The 19,115-nt window shown below is 31.1% G+C and carries 17 protein-coding genes; 15 read left to right on the forward strand and 2 right to left on the reverse strand.

Going from position 1 to position 19,115, the window contains the following annotated elements:
• The first annotated feature begins 53 nt into the window (after nucleotides 1-53).
• The 13 genes from ACNFIH_RS15995 (at nucleotide 54) to ACNFIH_RS16055 (ending at nucleotide 15,037) form a co-directional block, all read left to right on the forward strand.
• Nucleotides 54-1,451 carry a CDP-glycerol glycerophosphotransferase family protein gene (locus tag ACNFIH_RS15995; protein WP_426483881.1) on the forward strand — a complete coding sequence of 466 codons (1,398 nt, stop codon included), beginning with the start codon at nucleotides 54-56 and terminating at the stop codon, nucleotides 1,449-1,451.
• Nucleotides 1,444-2,517: a glycosyltransferase family 4 protein gene (locus ACNFIH_RS16000; protein ID WP_426483882.1), complete on the forward strand. Its 1,074-nt coding sequence runs from the start codon at nucleotides 1,444-1,446 to the stop codon at nucleotides 2,515-2,517. Before ACNFIH_RS15995 ends, ACNFIH_RS16000 begins: the two co-directional genes overlap by 8 nt.
• A 25-nt stretch (nucleotides 2,518-2,542) precedes the next feature.
• Nucleotides 2,543-3,976 (forward strand): MBOAT family O-acyltransferase, encoded by a 1,434-nt coding sequence (locus ACNFIH_RS16005; protein WP_426483883.1) that lies wholly within the window; start codon nucleotides 2,543-2,545, stop codon nucleotides 3,974-3,976.
• Complete coding sequence (locus tag ACNFIH_RS16010) at nucleotides 3,976-4,854, forward strand: hypothetical protein (protein ID WP_426483884.1); 879 nt, start codon at nucleotides 3,976-3,978, stop codon at nucleotides 4,852-4,854. Before ACNFIH_RS16005 ends, ACNFIH_RS16010 begins: the two co-directional genes overlap by 1 nt.
• Before the next feature lie 165 nt (nucleotides 4,855-5,019).
• Complete coding sequence (locus ACNFIH_RS16015) at nucleotides 5,020-5,754, forward strand: hypothetical protein (protein ID WP_426483885.1); 735 nt, start codon at nucleotides 5,020-5,022, stop codon at nucleotides 5,752-5,754.
• A gap of 3 nt (nucleotides 5,755-5,757) precedes the next feature.
• Entirely contained in the window at nucleotides 5,758-6,909 is a 1,152-nt protein-coding gene (locus ACNFIH_RS16020; protein ID WP_426483886.1) for a glycosyltransferase family 4 protein, read from the forward strand.
• Nucleotides 6,906-8,444, forward strand: a complete 1,539-nt coding sequence (locus ACNFIH_RS16025; protein WP_426483887.1) for a glycosyltransferase family 2 protein — start codon at nucleotides 6,906-6,908, stop codon at nucleotides 8,442-8,444. Before ACNFIH_RS16020 ends, ACNFIH_RS16025 begins: the two co-directional genes overlap by 4 nt.
• Nucleotides 8,444-9,445, forward strand: a complete 1,002-nt coding sequence (locus ACNFIH_RS16030; protein WP_426486730.1) for a glycosyltransferase family 2 protein — start codon at nucleotides 8,444-8,446, stop codon at nucleotides 9,443-9,445. Before ACNFIH_RS16025 ends, ACNFIH_RS16030 begins: the two co-directional genes overlap by 1 nt.
• 18 nt (nucleotides 9,446-9,463) lie before the next feature.
• Entirely contained in the window at nucleotides 9,464-10,018 is a 555-nt protein-coding gene (locus ACNFIH_RS16035; RefSeq protein ID WP_426483888.1) for a serine O-acetyltransferase, read from the forward strand.
• Nucleotides 10,018-11,127: a glycosyltransferase gene (locus tag ACNFIH_RS16040; protein ID WP_426483889.1), complete on the forward strand. Its 1,110-nt coding sequence runs from the start codon at nucleotides 10,018-10,020 to the stop codon at nucleotides 11,125-11,127. Before ACNFIH_RS16035 ends, ACNFIH_RS16040 begins: the two co-directional genes overlap by 1 nt.
• On the forward strand, nucleotides 11,127-12,227 hold the full coding sequence (locus ACNFIH_RS16045) for a glycosyltransferase (protein WP_426483890.1): 1,101 nt from the start codon (nucleotides 11,127-11,129) through the stop codon (nucleotides 12,225-12,227). Before ACNFIH_RS16040 ends, ACNFIH_RS16045 begins: the two co-directional genes overlap by 1 nt.
• An 8-nt stretch (nucleotides 12,228-12,235) precedes the next feature.
• The gene (locus tag ACNFIH_RS16050) at nucleotides 12,236-13,582 is read left to right on the forward strand and encodes an O-antigen ligase family protein (RefSeq protein ID WP_426483891.1); all 1,347 of its coding nucleotides are present in this window, start codon (nucleotides 12,236-12,238) and stop codon (nucleotides 13,580-13,582) included.
• A gap of 66 nt (nucleotides 13,583-13,648) precedes the next feature.
• Complete coding sequence (locus tag ACNFIH_RS16055) at nucleotides 13,649-15,037, forward strand: exopolysaccharide biosynthesis polyprenyl glycosylphosphotransferase (protein ID WP_426483892.1); 1,389 nt, start codon at nucleotides 13,649-13,651, stop codon at nucleotides 15,035-15,037.
• Between the two features lie 3 nt (nucleotides 15,038-15,040).
• On the opposite strand, the gene ACNFIH_RS16060 is transcribed toward ACNFIH_RS16055, so the two are convergent.
• On the reverse strand, nucleotides 15,041-16,177 hold the full coding sequence (locus ACNFIH_RS16060) for a DUF4105 domain-containing protein (RefSeq protein WP_426483893.1): 1,137 nt from the start codon (nucleotides 16,175-16,177) through the stop codon (nucleotides 15,041-15,043).
• Between the two features lie 39 nt (nucleotides 16,178-16,216).
• Entirely contained in the window at nucleotides 16,217-17,284 is a 1,068-nt protein-coding gene (locus ACNFIH_RS16065; protein ID WP_426483894.1) for a PorV/PorQ family protein, read from the reverse strand.
• Between the two features lie 248 nt (nucleotides 17,285-17,532).
• On the opposite strand from ACNFIH_RS16065, the gene ACNFIH_RS16070 reads away from it, so the two are divergent.
• Together ACNFIH_RS16070 and ACNFIH_RS16075 are read left to right on the forward strand one after the other, a co-directional pair.
• Complete coding sequence (locus tag ACNFIH_RS16070; RefSeq protein ID WP_142451932.1) at nucleotides 17,533-18,249, forward strand: CDP-alcohol phosphatidyltransferase family protein; 717 nt, start codon at nucleotides 17,533-17,535, stop codon at nucleotides 18,247-18,249.
• Between the two features lie 10 nt (nucleotides 18,250-18,259).
• Nucleotides 18,260-19,114: a glycoside hydrolase family 25 protein gene (locus tag ACNFIH_RS16075; protein WP_426483895.1), complete on the forward strand. Its 855-nt coding sequence runs from the start codon at nucleotides 18,260-18,262 to the stop codon at nucleotides 19,112-19,114.
• The last annotated feature ends 1 nt before the right edge of the window (nucleotide 19,115 follow it).

Genomic DNA, 19,115 nt, shown 5'->3' on the forward strand with positions numbered 1-19,115 from the left:
TGAATGTTTTGTAGGAAAGCTACCAAGATTATAGAATAAATGATTAGAAAAAAATGAAAAAATTAGGCATTGTAATCACAGATGGTGTAGGATTCAGAAATTTTATAATGAGTGATTTTATTAAAGAAGCTTCCTCACAATTTGACAAGATTATTATTTATTCAGGATTACCCAAAAATTGTTATAATAATTTTAATGGCGTGGATCTTGAAATTAAGGAATTGCCTGTTTTTGTTGAAGGCAAAGCCACATGGGTTTTTAGAAAATGGAAAGAATTAGCTCATTTGCAACTGCATAAAGAGTTTTACGGAATGAAGGATAACCTTGTTACTGGTTACCCAAAAAGTAATTCTATCCGTTCTATATTGATAAAAGCATTGCACTTTTTCACGCGATATATAAACTCAGATAAAAGTATTTTGTTTGCTGAAAAAATGCAGTTTTTATCCTTTTCAAAAAATAAAATAACAAAAGAATATATTGATTTACTTCAAAAAGACAAACCGTCTTACGTTTTTTTTACGCATCAGCGACCTCCTTATTTAGCTCCTTTTTTATACGCAGCAATTAAATCAAAAATTCCTGTAAGCACTTTTATTTTCAGTTGGGATAACTTGGCTTCCAAAGGTCGAATGTTAGGAACATTTGATTATTTTCTGGTTTGGAGTCAATTAATGAAAGATGAGTTGCTTTACTTTTATCCAAATGTAAAAAGTGAAAATGTAAATATTGTAGGTACTCCTCAATTTGAACCATATGTTTTAGATAAATATGAATCTTCAAAAGAGAATTTCTTAAATAAATTTGGTTTAGATAAAAGTAAAAAAATAATTTGCTACAGTTGTGCTGATGTTTCTATTGGGCCAAATGATCCCTTAGTTATTAAAACGATAGCAGAAGCTATTCGAAATAATGAAATTAAATCTGATGTTCAACTTTTAATTAGAACCTCACCAGCAGAAGATGACAGAAGGTTTAAAGCTATTCGTGATGAATTTCCAGAAATTTTTTGGAATGTTCCTAAATGGGTTTTAACAAGAGAAAATCATCAAGAAAGCTGGTCTCAAAGAATTCCAAGTCAAGAAGATATTATGGATTTAAGAGCGTTGCTAGAAAACTCTGATTTAAATATTAATATGTGTTCTACTATGAGCTTAGATTTTATGTTTTTTGATAAACCGGTTATAAATACTGTTTTTGGAAATTTAGAAAATGGGCTTTATAATGATCAAAGATTCTTAAATTATGTTCATTATAAAAAAGTCATAGATGGAAATGCAGTTACTATTGCTAAAAATAAAAAAGAACTTATTGATCAAATCAATCAGGCATTAGAGATGCCGAAAGAGAGAGAAAAAGAACGAAAAGCAATGATTAATCTGCAAATAGGACAAAGTCTGGAAGGAACCAGTAAAAGAATTGCTTCAACTTTAGCATCTTTCAATGACTAAAAAAATAGCTGTTATCTGCAATTACAAATTGCTTCCTGAAAGAATAGGAGGCATGGATTATTTTTTTTGGCAATTTGATAAAAAGTGCAAAGAAAATAATATTCACGTTGATTGGTTTTTTCCAAATATTTCCAACCATGGAAAATATTCAGAATTGACGATTTGCAGTTCAGGTGAATCAAATGTAGAAAATAGTTTTTTAAAATTTATTGAAAAGAATAAACCGGACTATTCCTACGTCGTTACACATTTTGTAGAATTATGTACGCCATTTTTTCAAAAAGTAAAGAAGACAACAAAAGCCAAAATTATTGCTGTCGATCATAACCCGAGGCCTTTGGGTGGTTATTCTTTGAAAAAGAGAATTAACAAAAAGATTAAAGGATTACTTTTTTCAAAATATATAAATCTGTTCGTTGGTGTTTCTGATTATACAGTAAATGAGATTTTGAAAGATTTTGGCATTCGTTTGAAATCTAAAACAAAAACAATTTATAATGGAGTTGTTATTGATAAAATTCTGATTAAAGAAAATAGAAATCTTTCGAAGCCTTTTTTTTTAATTGCATCTCATTTGCGAGAATCAAAAGGGATCCAGGATTTAATTGATGCAGTTTCGTTTCTTCCAAAGGAAATAAAGAATGAATTAAAAATTGATATTTATGGCGACGGACCTTATAAAAATCAATTAATAGAAAAAATCGAACAATATTCACTTCAAAATTGTTTTTCATTTAAGGGAAATAAACCAAATCTAAACGAGATTTTTTTTCAGTATGATTACATGTTGCAGCCAACACATATGGAATGTTTTAGTTTGTCTATTTTAGAAAGTCTGGCGGCAAATGTTCCTGTTGTTACAACAAATGTTGGCGGTAATTCTGAAGTAATAACGAATCAAGAAAATGGTTTTATTATTGAAGCTAAAGATATTAAGGCTTTAACCCACATCTTGCAAGATATTTATTTGGGCAACAAAAAGATATCTGTTAATACAAGGGAATTAATAGCTAATTCCTTTTCTTTGCCGAAAATGGTGGAAGATCATTTCGACCTTATAAAATAAATTTAAAATTTCATAAATACCATACATGTTTTTTAACTCATTAGCGTTTGCTATTTTTTTGCCAATCGTTTTTTTCTTGTATTGGTTTGTTTTCAATAAAACCAAGAGCACACAAAATGCTTTGCTAATCGTTGCTAGTTATTATTTTTACTCTTGCTGGGATTGGAGATTTTTGTTTTTGTTGGTGTTTTCAACATTTCTGGACTATTATACAGGAATTCAAATTGAAAAAGGAAAATCTGAAAAGAGTCGTAAATTTTGGTTTTGGCTTAGTATTATTGTCAATCTTGGATTTTTAGGAATTTTTAAATACTATAACTTTTTCGCTGCCTCTTTTTCAGATTTATTAAATGCAGCAGGATTTAAAGCAAGCCCTATTTTATTGAAAGTTATTCTTCCGGTTGGAATTTCTTTTTATACTTTTCATGGACTTTCGTATGTTATCGATATTTATTATAAGCGAATTAAGGCCGAATATAATTTTGTAGATTACTCTCTTTTCGTTAGTTATTTTCCCTTATTGGTTGCCGGTCCAATTGAAAGAGCGACACATTTATTGCCTCAGGTAAAAGTAAAACGAGAATTTGATTTTCAAATTGCAAAAGAGGGTGTATGTCAAATAGTTTGGGGACTCGTAAAAAAAGTTGTTATAGCAGATACTTGCGCTACTTATGCAAATGCAATTTTCGATAATTATACTTCGATGAATTCTTTTTCGCTAATTCTGGGTGCCGTTTATTTTGCATTTCAAATTTATGGCGATTTTTCAGGATATTCAGATATAGCATTAGGGGTTTCAAAATTATTTGGTTTAGATTTATTGCGAAACTTTAATTATCCTTATTTTTCAAGAGACATAGCCGAGTTTTGGCGTCGTTGGCATATTTCACTTTCATCCTGGTTTCGTGATTACCTGTATATTCCGTTAGGTGGAAGCAAAGGAGGGACGTGGATGAAAATTAGAAATACTTTTATCATTTTTGTAGTCAGCGGATTTTGGCATGGAGCCAATTGGACTTATGTCATTTGGGGATTCATAAATGCTGTTTACTTTTTGCCGTTACTTTTGTCAAATAGTAACCGAAACAATATGAATGCAATTCAGCTCCAGTTTAATTTTAATTCGGTTAAAGTACTACTCAGTATTTTATACACGTTTGCATTAACTTGTATTGCCTGGGTGTTTTTTAGAGCAAAAACAATTACAGATGCTGTTTTGTATTTGAAACGAATTTTTGTCAATAAAGAATTCAAAATTCAGTTTTTAGTGAATGACCGAAACAATTACGAATTGCTAATAATGATTCTGTTATTTGTTTTAATTGAATGGAATTGTCGTGAAAAGACAGAACCGCTTTCTGGAAAAAGAAGTTTGTTAAAATTAAGTTTTGCAATTGCTGCGATAATGGCTTTTGGGACTTTTTCAGATTATAAAGAATTTATCTATTTTCAATTCTAATGAAAAAGTTTTTAATACATACAGTCAAAATCCTTTTAATTACTGCTTTAGTCGCTATTGCTTTAGACGGACTTTATACATATATTTTTTTTCAATCTAAAAATAGAGGCAAAATAGAAACGGTTTTTAATTCTCATGCACAAAAATATGATGTTGTAATTTTAGGTTCATCTCGGGCAAATAATCATTTTGTGTCGCAAATGTTTGAAGATAAAGGATTGAAAACGTTTAATTACGGAATGAGCGGCGGGCATTTATTTGAGGCATCTTTAATGTTGAAATTAATGATCGAAAGAAAATATGAAATTAAAAACATAATTCTGGAAGCCGATTTAAATCTTTCTAACGACAAAGAATCGGAAGGAGTTTCAGCTAAATTTTTGCCATACATTCACAATTCAGATGTTATAAGAAAACAATTTGAATCGCAGGAAAATTTCAATGAGTTATATTATATTCCGTTTTACAGATATATAAAGTATGATTCAAAAATTGGATTTCGCGAAACTTATAAGATTGTAAGAAAGGAAACCACTAATACTTTGGACAATTTAGGATATTACCCTTTGCAAAAGCATAAAAATGGTAATATGAAAAATAATATTGTCAATTTGAATCCGCTTCAGCATAACAAATATTACGAAGAAATTAAAAATATCTGCAAGGCCAATAATATTAATTTTATTGCTGTAATGACACCAATGTGTGAAAATGTAGTTGGAATGGATTATTTTGAAAAAGTAAAAAAAGCATATCCGGAAATTCATAATTATGAAAATGTTGTAGTTGAAAATAAATATTTTTCATCTTGTGGACATATGACAGATCAAGGAGCTAAAATTTTCACTGCCAGAATTATAAATGATTTTTTTAACTAGGCATATTAGAATTATCGTATGAAGGATTTCCTGTTTTTTATATTCAAGATTTGTCTGATATTTTTATTAGTGGCAGTTTCATTGGACTTCTTATATACAGCAGTTTATTTGCAACCAAATAATAGACGAAAAGTTAGTTACTTATATACATCACCTCCAAAAAAAATGGATGTTGTGATATTAGGATCTTCAAGAGCCGAAAATCATTTAATCTCAAAAATGTTTGAAGAAAAAGGCTTAACTACATTTAATTTTGGAATGCAGGGATCAAGATTTTTTGAGTCAGACTTGATTCTAAAATTACTTCTTGAAAAAAAAAATAGTATAAAAAATGTTATAGTTGAGGTAGACTTAAACTTAAGATCTGAATTAAACAAATATTCAGAATCTAATTCTTTAAAGTTTATGCCTTATTTGTATGATTCAGAAAGTATTCAAAACCAATTTAAAAACTTGTCTGAATACAAATTCGAATACTATGTGCCTTTTTACAGATACATGAAATACGAAACAAAAATCGGCTTTAGAGAAGTTTTTTTGACAGTGCTTGGGAAAAGAGGAAATGAAATTGATAATGAAGGATTTCGCGCTTTGTCTGGAAATGCAAAAAAAATGAAAGCTAATCTTTCTAAATCGGTTCCGTGCAGAAATATTTATTATGAGGATATAAAAGAATTGTGCAAAAAAAATAATATAAATCTTATTGCAATAATGACTCCTATGTGTGAAAACACAAAAGGAATAGATTATTTTGAAAAGGTAAAAAAAATATATCCGGAAATTCATAATTATGAAAATGTTGTCAAAGAAGATAAATATTTTTACTCTTGCGGACATATGAACGGTGAAGGTGCAAAGAAATTTACTGCAACAATTTTAAAGGATTTCTTCGAAAAATAAAATATGAAAATAGCTTTTTTAACCCCAGAATATCCCCACGCTGAAACTGGCACTTCAGGAGGTCTTGGCACTAGTATTAAAAATCTGGCTATTGGTCTTTTAGAGCAAAATGTTCACGTTAGAGTATTAGTTTACGGGCAAAAAAAAGATGCTATTTTTTATGATAACGGAATCTTGGTTCAGCAAATTGGAAATGTCAAATTCAAAGGACTGTCTTGGTGGTTAACCAGAAAAAAACTCGAACGCTTAATAAATGAATTGCATTCTAAAAATGAAATTGACTTAATAGAAGCAGCAGATTGGACTGGAATTACTTCCTTCATAAAGCCTGATAAATGTCCTATTATAATACGTCTGCATGGATCAGATACTTATTTTTGTCACTTAGATAATCGTCCTGTAAAGTGGATTAATAAATTTCATGAAAAAAGAGCTTTGCAAAACGCAGACAAATTTTTATCTGTAAGTCAGTATACGGCTGATACAACCAATCATATTTTTGGTTTAAACAAAAAATTTGAAATTATTCCAAATCTCATTGATTCGCAATTGTTTAAAAAAGAGCAATTACATAAAATTACGAATCAGGATATTTTATACTTTGGAAGTCTTATTCGAAAAAAAGGACTTTTAGAATTGCCACTGATTTTTAATATCGTTGTAGAGCAAAATCCTGACGCAAAATTAATCTTAATTGGCAAGGATGTTTCCGATATTATAACAGGAAATCCTTCAACATGGAAAATCATGCAAGAACTTTTTACAGAGAAAGCGTTAAAAAATGTTGAATATCTTGGAGGCGTACCTTATGAGGAAATAAAGCAAAAAATTGAGCAATCAAAAATATGTGTTTTTCCCTCTTTTGCTGAAGCTTTTCCTGTTTCCTGGTTAGAAGCTATGGCAATGGAAAAACCAATAGTAGCATCAAATATTGGCTGGGCAAATGAAATGATTGACGATGGGAAAAATGGCTTTTTAGTTAATCCAAAAGATCATACGTTATATGCATCTAGAATAACGGAGTTTTTGAAGGATGAGAATTTATGTTTAATAACAGGAAAAGAGGCAAGAAAAAAAGTTGAAACTTTTTTTGAAAAAGGAGTTTTGGCTAAAAGAAATATTGAATTTTATAAAACGATACTATCCTCACTATGATAATAATATATCATAATTATAATAAGGCCGTAAAAGTTGTTACGGAGACTAATGACGTTTTGCCTTTTAATGATAAAGGTACTATCGCATCGGTTTTAATTGATGTTGCCCTAAAAAATCCAGAGTCAAAAATAGTTTGGTGTGATCAAAATTTTGAAAAACTGTTGAATCTTGAAGGCTTAAATGAATCTCTTCATCATAAGAAAATAATGCTGAGCTACAATCCTGATGTTTCTGATTTTATCGGTAAGGGAATTGGTTATGTTGATGGAGCTGTATTTATTAAGGTGAATAAAAAAGAAACTTACCCAACATGGCAAATGAGTGGCACAGTTGGTGTTATTCAAGCTGAAATTTTATGTAAGATATCGGATAACATTAAACCGGATTCAAATTTTGATTATTTTTTAAATTCGATTGCCAAATTATATCAGCCATTAGGGCTTTTATGTTACTCTGAGCCTTCGCTGATAAAAAACAATTTGCAAACTGGAAAAACAAGCGCAAATAAGTTTTTGTTGTTCAGATTTGTGAAACAACATTATAGAGCGCGCTGGACTGTTTTACTATTTTTTAATTTGATGTTTTATGAAAAACAAGTGGCTTTATTGCCATTTATTTTTAGCTTTTTTTATCGTAAAAGAAAAATAAAAACCAATTTGATTGAAAATATTGATGTTCAGTCAAGTAGAAAAGTACTTGATACTGGAACAATCGACGTAATTATTCCAACTATTGGCAGAAAAGAGTATTTATTGAATGTTTTGAAAGACTTGTCAATTCAGACTCATTTGCCTAAAAAGGTGATTATAGTCGAACAAAATCCACATCCAGATAGCTCTTCTGAGCTGGATTATTTAGCTGATAGAGAATGGCCTTTCTTTATCAAACACATTTTTACTCATCAGGCTGGCGCATGCAATGCGAGAAATTTGGCCTTGGCCGAAGTTGAAAGTGAATGGGTTTTTTTAAATGATGACGATAATGAGTTTAGCAAAGATCTGATAGAACATACACTTGCAAATTGTGTTAAATACGGAACTGTAGTTGCAAGTAACTCTTATTTAACATCAAATGATGTAAAAACAATGAATCATGTATATCAGGCTCCTTTCTTTGGTTCAGGAAATAGTTTCATAAAAAGTAAGTTACTTGAAAAAGTTTCTTTCAGAATGGGATTTGAGTTTGGTTATGGAGAAGATAATGATTTCGGAATGCAATTGCGTAATGCCGGATTTGATGTTCTATATTTTCCAAACCCCGAAATTTTGCATCTAAAAGCACCAATAGGAGGCTTCAGAACAAAACCAGATTTAATTTGGAACAAAGATGCTGTAAAACCAAAACCGTCACCAACAATATCGCTTTTTAAATTATTGCATGAAACAAAAGAGCAGCATAAAGGTTACAAGACTATTTTGTTCTTTAAAGCTTATCGAAAACAACCCGTTAAAAATCCGGTGAAATACTTTTTTAAGTTTCAAAGGGAATGGGAAAAAAGTATTTACTGGGCAGATAAATTAAAAAACAAATGATGACGTTTTCCTTAATTATTTGCACCTATATGCGTCCTGAACCATTGTTGAAATTATTGCAATCGGTACAAATTCAGCGTTTTTATCCAGATGAAATTTTAATTATTGACGGATCTTCAAATAATGAAACTAAAATTATTTTAGAAGAAAATCAATTCGAAAACTTAAAATATTTTTTAGTTGATGATGCCACTCGTGGCCTTACAAAACAAAGAAATTTTGGTATTAAAAATGTAAATGAAAACAGCGATATTATTTGTTTTTTAGATGATGATACTGTTTTAGAACCAAATTATTTTGAGAAAATAATAGAAACTTATAGCATGTTTCCGGAAGCTCTTGGAGTTGGAGGTTATATTTTCAATGAAGTGAAATGGGAAAAAACATCTGAAAATTATACTCCTAAAATTAATGAATTTTATTTTGATGGATGGAAACGCATCGATGGAAGCCGTTTTGTTCTTCGAAAAAAACTAAATTTAGACAGTGATTGCCCGCCCGGTTTTTCTCCAAATTTTTCACACGGAAGAAGTGTCGGTTTTTTACCTCCAAGCAATAAAATATACAAGGTTGAGCAATTAATGGGAGGAGTTTCTTCTTTTAGAAAATCAGTTTTTGATAAATTGGTCTTTTCAACTTATTTTGAAGGATATGGTTTATATGAAGATGCAGATTTTACGATAAGAGTTTCTAAAATTGGAGATTTATATTTAAATACAGAAGCAAAATTAGGTCATTATCATGCCTCTTCCGGGCGTCCGAATCAGTATAAATATGGAAAAATGGTCGTAAGAAATGGTTGGTATGTATGGAGAGTAAAAAATGCAGATCCAAATTTTAATGATCGTTTAAAATGGAATGCTATAACTATTTTGTTAACCGTAATCAGATTTACTAATTCATTGACAAGTAGCAGTAAAAAAGAAGCTTTTACAGAAGCGCTTGGGAGAACAGTAGGCTGGTGGAGTTTGTTATTTAATAAACCAAAAATTGAAAATTGAAAAAAAAACAATAATGCTATGAATGTATTTCAGTTAATAGTTTCAGATTATAAAAAGTATCGAAAATATGGCGGTCATTTTTTTAGCATCGTTTTTTTAACACAAGGTTTTTGGGCTATTTTCCAGTTTAGAATTGCAAATCTGATTCACAATAAAGTAAAATGGAAACTGTTTAGGTTTCCTTTATTGGTTTTAATTTTGCTATGGCAAAAAAGCATCGAAATTTGTACAGGTATTTCAATTCCTTACGCTGTAAAAATTGGACATTCTTTTTATATTGGACATTTTGGAGGAATTATTATAAATTCAAATGTGATAATTGGAGACAATTGCAATATTTCACAAGGAGTTACGATTGGAGTTTCTGGAATTAATGAAAATAGGGGGACCCCTGTTTTAGGAGATGAAGTATATATTGGCGCAAATTCGGTTATTGCAGGTAAAATTACTTTAGGAAATAATGTTGTTGTAGGAGCATGTTCAATGGTGAAAGATTCATTTCCTGATAATTCAATCGTCTTAGGAGTTCCGGCAGTATTAATTTCCCAAAAAGGTTCAAAAGGTTATATTTAATGAAATTATTAGTTGTTACAAACGCTCCCATTATTTACAAAAATGGAAAAGCATTCGCATATGGCCCTTATGTGAATGAATTAATAGTTTGGGCAAAATATGCTGAAGTCGTTTTTTGCTGTCCTGTTTGGGAGTCAGATAATGGACTTCTTATTTCAGAAATTCCTTTTAAGATTTCGGGTCATTATAAGTTGCGTGATAATAATCTTAAATCATTCGAAGAGATTGTAAAAACATTCTTTTTTAGTTTTGTGAATATGTTCATCCTTTTAAAGGCAATGTATAATGCAGATCATATTCATTTGCGTTGCCCTGGAAATATAGGTTTGCTAGGATGTATTATGCAGGTTTTTTTTCCAAATAAAAAGAAAACTGCAAAATATGCTGGCAATTGGGATCCGGATAGTAAACAGCCATTGTCTTATCGTTTACAAAAATGGATTCTTAATAATTCTTTTCTAACTCGTAATATTCAAGTTTTGGTTTATGGAAGTTGGAGAAATCAATCCAAAAACATAAAATCATTTTTTACAGCAACTTATTCTGAAATCGAAAAACAAACCGTTATTAAGGATAATATAGATGAAGTAGCGAAATTTATTTTTGTAGGTAGTTTAGTTGTTGGGAAAAATCCGCTTTATGCTATTCAATTAGTACAAATGTTAAATCAAAGTGGGATAAAAGCAAATTTGGATTTGTATGGAAATGGCACTGAAAAAAATAATCTGGAAATTTATATCAAAGAAAATAAATTAGAAGAGTTTGTTTTTTTGCGTGGAAACCAAGAAAAAGATGTGGTTTTAAAAGCGTATCAAAAAAGTCATTTTGCACTATTGGCATCAAAAAGTGAAGGCTGGCCAAAAGCAATCGCTGAAGGAATGTTCTGGGGTTGTGTTCCAGTTGCTACTAAAGTATCTTGCGTTCCGTTTATGCTTGATGAGGGAAATCGCGGTGTTTTTCTTGAAATGAGTTTAGAAAAAGATTCGACTCAGCTAAAGGCAATTATTGCAAACAAAGATATTTTTACACAGAAGAGCAAACTGGCAGAGGATTGGTCCAGAACTTATACAACTGACTTTTTTGAAAAAGAAATTAAAAATTTACTTTAATGAGAATTGTACAACTAATTGATTCTTTAGAAGCCGGCGGAGCAGAGCGCATGGCAGTAAATTATGCTAATGCATTGTCAAAAGAAATTGAATTTTCAGGTTTAATTACAACCCGAAAAGAAGGTTTGCTTATAAACCAAATTGATGAAAAAGTTACGTACTTATTTTTAAACAAGAAGAAAAAAATAGATTTAAAAGCAGTTTTTGCAGTGAGATCATATATTAAAAAAAATGCAGTCGACGTTATTCACGCACATAGCTCTTCATTTTTTTTAGCCGTTCTGGTTAAATGTATTTTTCCTAAAATCAAAATCGTTTGGCATGATCATTATGGCATTTCGCAGAATCTGGTAGAGCGAAAAAACATAGGATTGAAAATAGGCTCATTCTTTTTTGAAGGGAGCATTGCGGTTAATTCGGCTTTGAAAAATTGGGCAGAATCCTATTTAAAGATCAAAAATGTTGTCTATTTTCCTAATTTCATCGATGATATTATTAATTCACAAAAAGAGTTTGTACTAAAAGGAAAAGACAATAAAAGGATTATCTGTGTAGCTAATCTACGTCCGCAAAAAAATCATGAATTATTAATTAAAACGGCGCATTTAATTAAAGAAAAATATCCAGATTGGACTTTTCATTTTTTTGGAAAAGATTTTCAAGACAGCCATTCTGAAAAAATTAAGAATTTGATCAACGAATTAAAATTAGAAAACTCAGTTTTTCTCTATGGAACAGTTGATAATGTAGCTTCTGTTTTAAAACAGTGTGAAATTGCAGTTTTGCCCTCTTTATCAGAGGGACTTCCACTAGCAATTTTGGAATACGGATTGCATAAAAAAGCAGTTGTAGCTACAAATGTTGGTCAGATTTCTGAAATTATTAATTCAGCGAAAGAAGGTTTTTTGGTCGATTCAAATAATCTAAGCCAATTTGAAGAGTCACTGCTGAGATTAATTGAGAATGAAGATGAGCGCTTTCAGATGGGGCAAGCTTTGCATGATGTTGTTGAATCTAGATATTCTCAAAAATCAATTATCAAAGTTTATTTACAATGGTTAAATTCTTTAACTAATTTTACTCCTGAAATTCCAGTATAAATATTTTAATGAAAAACAAAACCATCACATATAATTATCTTATTTTATTTCATTTGCTTATTGCTCTGGCAGTTTTTGTTTTGCCGGCTCTTTCGAAACTTTATGCACTTGTAATACCAATAGTTGGAATTTATTTGGTGAATAAAACAAAAAACCGAAATAATGAAGTATTGCTGGTGTGTGCATATTTGGTAGGCGTAGAGGTTTTTTTGCGTATGACAGGAGGGAATTTTAATAATGAATATGTAAAATTTAATCTTGTTTTTTTCATGTTATTAGGCATGATTTATAGCAGTTTTTCACCATCCTCTTTTATTTATTGGTTTTTCTTGATTTTACTTATTCCTTGTATTTTGATTACAGCTTCAGTAGATCAAGTTAATATTGATGTTAAAAAGCTATTATTTTTTAATCTTTCTGGGCCAGTTTGTTTAGGAATTTGTTCTATATATATGTACTGTAGGCGGATTCAATTTTCTCAATTGCAGAATATTCTTTCTGTAATGGGATTGCCGATTTTGACTACGACAGCTTATTTGTTTTTATACACACCGAGCGTGAGAGATGTAGTAACAAGCACAGGTTCTAATTTTGAAACATCGGGAGGATTTGGGCCAAATCAGGTATCGACAATTTTAGGTTTGGGAATTTTCATTTTTTTTACGCAGCTTGTGTTGTCCTCCAAATCAATAAAAGATATTATTTTGAATGGATGTATACTTGCCTTTATTAGTTATCGAGGAGTTGTAACTTTTTCTAGAGGAGGGATTATAACTGGAGTTGTCATGATTGTTTGTCTTCTATTTTTTTTGTATCAATTTTCAAATGCAAAAGGGAAGACAAAATTTGGTTTTGTACTTATTTTAACAAGTTTAATGGGTGTTGGCGTTTGGACTTATAGTTCTATTCAAACAAGAGGGCTAATTGATAAACGTTATGCAAATAAAGATGCTTTAGGCAGAGTGAAGAAAAGTGCATTGAGCGGACGAGAAGGAATTATGGATTCTGAAATAAACCTCTTTTTAGATAATCCTATATTGGGAGTTGGGGCCGGAATGGGGAAAGAACTTCGAAAAGAATCAGGTGATGAAGTTGCCTCACATAATGAAATTACCCGAATGTTGGCAGAACATGGTATGTTTGGTATTTTTGGACTTTTGATACTATTTATAACACCATTAATTCTATTTATAAATAACAGACAACATCTTTATTGTTTGTCGTTTTACCTCTTTTGGTTATTAACTATAAATCACGCCGCAATGAGAATCGCCGCACCAGCATTTGTTTATGCTTTGTCATTGCTTTCAGTACATATAATAATGCCTCAAAAAGCTGAAAAATCAGAGGGTTAAATTATAATTTTTATAATACATTTGCGTTGAAGAAAAAGTCCCCAACTTTAAAACTTACAACTTACTATGGCACGAAAAAAAATGCATTTCGAGATTTCGGAACGGAAAATATTATTGCGCTTTTTTGATGCTGCTTTTTTGATGATCGGTTTGTACCTACTACACTTTCTTTTTGACAACCGGTATTACATTTTGGATTTGGCTTATTTTTATAGACCAATTTTGCTGATTGCTTATATCTTTATTTTTGGAGTAATCTTTGAAATGTATAATCTTCAGGTCTCAAGCAATCAGGTTCAAATTGTTCGCAGTGTTGTTTTAACAGCAACAGCTTCGGTAATTTTATACTTATTTACGCCTATTTTATCGCCGGAACTTCCAAAAAAACGTTTGGTAATTTTGGTTTTTTATTTTACGATTTTAATCATATTATTAGTTTGGAGGTTTTTTTATGCTGTTTTTTTGGCTTCGCACCGTTTTTCTCAAAATGTTGTTTTAATATGCGGAAAAGATCAGGTTGAAGGATTGGTTTTAGGTCTCGAAAAAGCTGATCCGCATTATAATATAATAGGTTTTGTGAATTCTGATTCGGTTACAGAGCAAAGTAGTGAGTTTAATTATGTAAAAGAAATCAAAAAGCAGGATTTAGAGGATTTTGTAATGCATCACAATGTTTCTGAGATTGTAATCGCAGCTCAAAAAACAGATGGAATTACGCCTGATTTGTATCAGCGACTTCTTCATTTGCTAGAATCTGGAAATATCATCAAAGAATATACCCATGTGTACGAAAGTAAGACACAGCGTATTCCTGTACATTACATAGAACGTGATTTCTATCGTTTTTTTCCATTTAGCCGCAGCAATAGTAACAAATTGTATTTGATTTTAGTTCGTTTAATAGAGTGTACTCTTTCGGTTATTGGTTTAGTATTTTGCGCTCTGTTTATTCCTGTAATTTTTATTGGGAATTTAATAGCCAATAAAGGGAGCTTGTTTTACACACAGGAACGTGTCGGTAAAAATGGTGTTGTATTTAAGATTTACAAGTTCAGGACAATGATTGAAAATACAGATGTCAATGGGCCATTTGCACAGTCAAATGATAAGCGGGTTACTCCTTTTGGAAAATTCATGCGTAAATCAAGATTAGATGAATTGCCTCAGTTTTTTAATATTCTTATTGGCGATATGGGTATTATAGGGCCTAGACCTGAACGCCCTTATTTTGTTGGGGAGATTGCTAAAATAATGCCTTTTTATGAAACACGTCACGTTATCAAACCTGGTTTGACAGGTTGGGCTCAGGTAAATTATTCATACGGTGAATCTATTGACGAGAGTTTGATAAAACTTCAATATGATTTATATTATATAAAACATCGAAGTGTTTTTCTGGATTTAAGCATTACTTTCAAAACCATTACAACCGTTTTATTCTATCGAGGACAATAGTTTTTAGATAATAATTGGAATGCGTTTTTTGTTTCTTAGAGCAACTCTAACCAAGACAAATCCGCTTGTAATAATCATTGGCAAAACAATAAAAAAGTGCGCTTTGTTGATTAAAAACAAGGTGTAAATCAGTAAAAACATCAGATGTAAAACGGCAAAACGATACGTCCATCTTTTGTTTTTTAGAATTGAGAAAACAATCAAAATCAACAATAGCGGACTAAATAAAAGCACATTGTAATTCATCGCCAATTCGTGGTGAAAAGAATAAAATCCAACGGCAACAAAAAAGACGCCCATTAAAGATAAAATCAAAAGGAAAATTTTGTCAATTATTTTATTTTTTGCCAAAATGACAAAGGCCAATATAATAAGATAAGTATAAACATTATTCCACCATGATGTTGGTGTTTCTTTTTCAAAACTTAAAAGTGTTAGGCTTTCTTTTGCCAGAGGATGATTTTGAAAAGTAGTTTTCGCTAAACTGTTTTTTAACTCAAAAGGTAAAAATATTTTAGTTCCGAGTTGATCTACTTTGGTTCCAAAAATAATGCTGGTTCCTAATTTATCATAAAAATGCCCGTCAAAATAAGGGAATAAGATTGAGCGATACGTAATATCAGTATCGCCTTTTTTAGTGATTACATTTTGGTTTAATGATTTATTGATTACATCAACGACCATAGATGTACAGTTTTTATCAATAAATTTATAAGTATAGTAACGATCTTCAGATGACAAAGTAGCATTTAATTTGTCAAAAAGCTTTTGTTTTAAATCTTGTGGAATAATCAATTCTTGTTCAAAAACACTTCTTTTCTCATAATTGTATTCATTCATGAAATCAACAAAAGAATGAACAATAACAAAATACTGTAAATCTCCTTTTGCAAATTTAGCAACAAAATTTGGCGTCCTAAAATCAAAAGCGCCATAATTATAAACTACATCAATATTGTTTATGGGATCTGCAACACGAATGGCGGTATGGCCAAAATAAGAATACGTTTCATTTCCCAAACCGCAGGTAATCACGCTTATTCTGGCATCTTTTGATAAAGGCAAATTTTGACTGAAACCAATAAAACTCAATAATAATAGTAAACAAAAAAGTGTTTTTTTGAAAATGACATTTTTCATAATTTAAAATTTTTAAGAAGTTTAATGGTTTTGTAAATATTATCTAAAGATACCTAAATCTACTTTTAGAGAAAAAATATTCGAATAAAGTGCAGCACTTTGGTTTCCTAGATCAGTCAAGGCATAATCAACCTGAATTCCTTTGTATTTGAAACCAAGCCCAATATTTGGTTGAAAATTTACTTTTTCGGTATTGTCCAATTGCATTACATTTTGAAAGTTTCCAGCTCCGGCTCTTAAGAAAACAAGATCAGTATAACCAAATTCAAAACCAATTGCTGGATCAATACTTACGGCTTTTGAAGAAATAATATCGTTTGTCTGCTCAAATCGCATATTCAAATTTACAGCAGTTAAAAGGCTGTAATCATTATGAAAATCAAATCTTCGTGAAACGCCTAATTGTGCTTTTGGCAAAGTAATTTCGGTACTTTCAGGCAACTCGTTGTTTTCTCCGGGAATTGCATTGGCAATTTTGGCATATTCTTCTTCGTCGATATTCCAAATATTGTAAGTGGTCGTAATGTCGCGAAGCATCAATCCGAATTTCCAATCGTTGCGTTCAAATTGTAAACCGACATCAAAACCAAAACCCCACGAATTGGCAAATTTTCCAATAATTCGTCGAATCACTTTTGCATTTACGCCATATTGAAAACCTTCTACAGGCAGTTTTCGGGCATATGAAAATGTGAAGCCATAATCAGCAGTCGAAAACAAGTTAATTCGGTTATAATCTATATTCCCTTCGCTGTCTATCAATTGGGTAGTGTCCATGATATCATCAACACCAAAACGAATCATCGAAATTCCCCAGGCACTTCGGTCATCAATCGGACTTGCGTATCCAATAAAATCGTATTGTGCAATATTGGCGAAATAATTCGCATGCATTAATGAAATTTGATGATCTTCGAGATTGGTCAAACCTGCTGGATTCCAGTAAACGGCGTTGACATCATTTGTTGAAGCAACAACGGCGCTCGACATTCCTAATGCCGCGGCGTCAACACCAATATTCATAAACTCGTTCGAATATTTCCGAACGGTTTGTGCATACTGTGCAGCAAAATTCCAAAATAATAAAAACGCAAAAAGTTTTTTCAACGGTTATTTATTTGCAGACTGAGACCTGTTTTTAATTTTCACCAAAAATAGAATATTTTACTCAGCTAATTTCTGTCCTTCTGATAAATATCGAAAAGTTGTAATTTCAAACTTTATTTTTAACGGACTTGTTTTCTTTTTGGCATAAGTAATTTGTAACAAATTGTGAAAATTATTTATGCAAATCATGTCGATGTCATTTTATTTTATCCGAAATTTGTTCCTTACCATTATCAAAATTTATAAAGATGAATATTAAAAAACACATTCCTAATTTAATCACCTTAATAAACCTTTTCTGTGGCTGCGTAGCCGTTGTTTTTATTTCTGAAGCCAAGTATGAAATGGCCTTTTATATGGTTTGTTTGGGAATCTTTTTTGATTTTTTTGATGGTTTTTTTGCCAGATTATTTAAAGTTTCAAGTCCGCTTGGTCTACAGTTGGATTCTTTGGCTGATATGGTTACTAGTGGTGTTGCGCCTGGTTATGTAATGTACACGATGTTTGCTAATAGCGGCCATCAATTAGGAACAAACGAATTTATTCCTCTTTTGGGATTCATCATTACTTTGGGTTCTTGTTATCGTTTGGCTAATTTTAATATTGATACACGTCAAACGGATTCATTTATTGGATTGCCAACGCCTGCAAATGCACTTTTTATAATTAGTTTGAAAGTAGTTCTGGATATTTATGCAGGTTCATCACTTTTATTGCTGGAAATTTTAACCAATGAGTGGATTTTATTAGCAATTACTTTGTGTAGCGCTTATATTTTAAATGCTGAAATTCCGCTTTTTGCTTTAAAAATTAAAAAATTTACTTTTAAGGATAATGTATTGCAGATTGTATTTTTAGCAATTTCTCTGGTTTTGCTTTTACTGCTTCAATTTGGTGCTATTCCTGTTATCATTGCTTTTTACGTATTGCTGTCAATCATAAACAATGTGTTTCTGAAAAAGTAGTTGTATCCGAATGGCAAGAAAAACAACTTATCGTAAAACCTATGCAAGAAAACCGGCTGGAAGATCTTTTTTCAGTAAGTTAATCCGTTTTATTGTGTTTGCTTTTTTAGCAGTGCTTTTCATTGGCACAATTTACCATTATCGAGCTGGATTAGCTTATTATCTCGGATTCAGATCAGGTAAGGTTTTAGATGAAAATGAGGTCGACAAACACCTTTCTGATGTTCGAAATATTAGAGTTCTCGAAAATCACAAAGGAAAAGTTGTCGGATTTGATGTGTCTGAATTTCAAGGAAAAGTCGATTGGGAAGAAGTTGAAATTTTAGACGAAAAATACCCTGTCAAGTTTGTTTTTATACGTGCAACTGCCGGAAATGATTATGTAGACAGACAATTTAAAAGAAATTGGGAAGGCGCAAAAGAAAATAAAATTATGCGCGGCGCTTATCATTATTACCGTCCAAATGAAAATTCAATTGAGCAGGCTAATCTTTTTATTAAAACTGTAAAATTGAAAAAAGGTGATCTTCCACCAGTTTTAGATATTGAAAAATTGCCAAAAAATCAATCTTTGGACAGTTTGAAAAAAGGTTTAAAACGTTGGCTGGCTAAAGTGGAGAAACATTATCAGGTTCGTCCAATTATTTATTCAGGGGAAAGATATTATACTGATTTTCTAAAAGAAGAGTTTGGCGAATATTTATTCTGGATTGCCAATTACAATTTCTACAGAGAAAAAATTGAAGATGATTGGCTGTTTTGGCAGTTTACAGAGAAAGCTTCTTTGCCAGGAATCAAAAACAGAGTTGATGTTAATATTTACAATGGCGATTTAGAGCAATTGCAGTTTATTACAGTAGAATAGT

This window comes from Flavobacterium sp. 2 (assembly GCF_049949195.1).
Lineage (GTDB): Bacteria > Bacteroidota > Bacteroidia > Flavobacteriales > Flavobacteriaceae > Flavobacterium.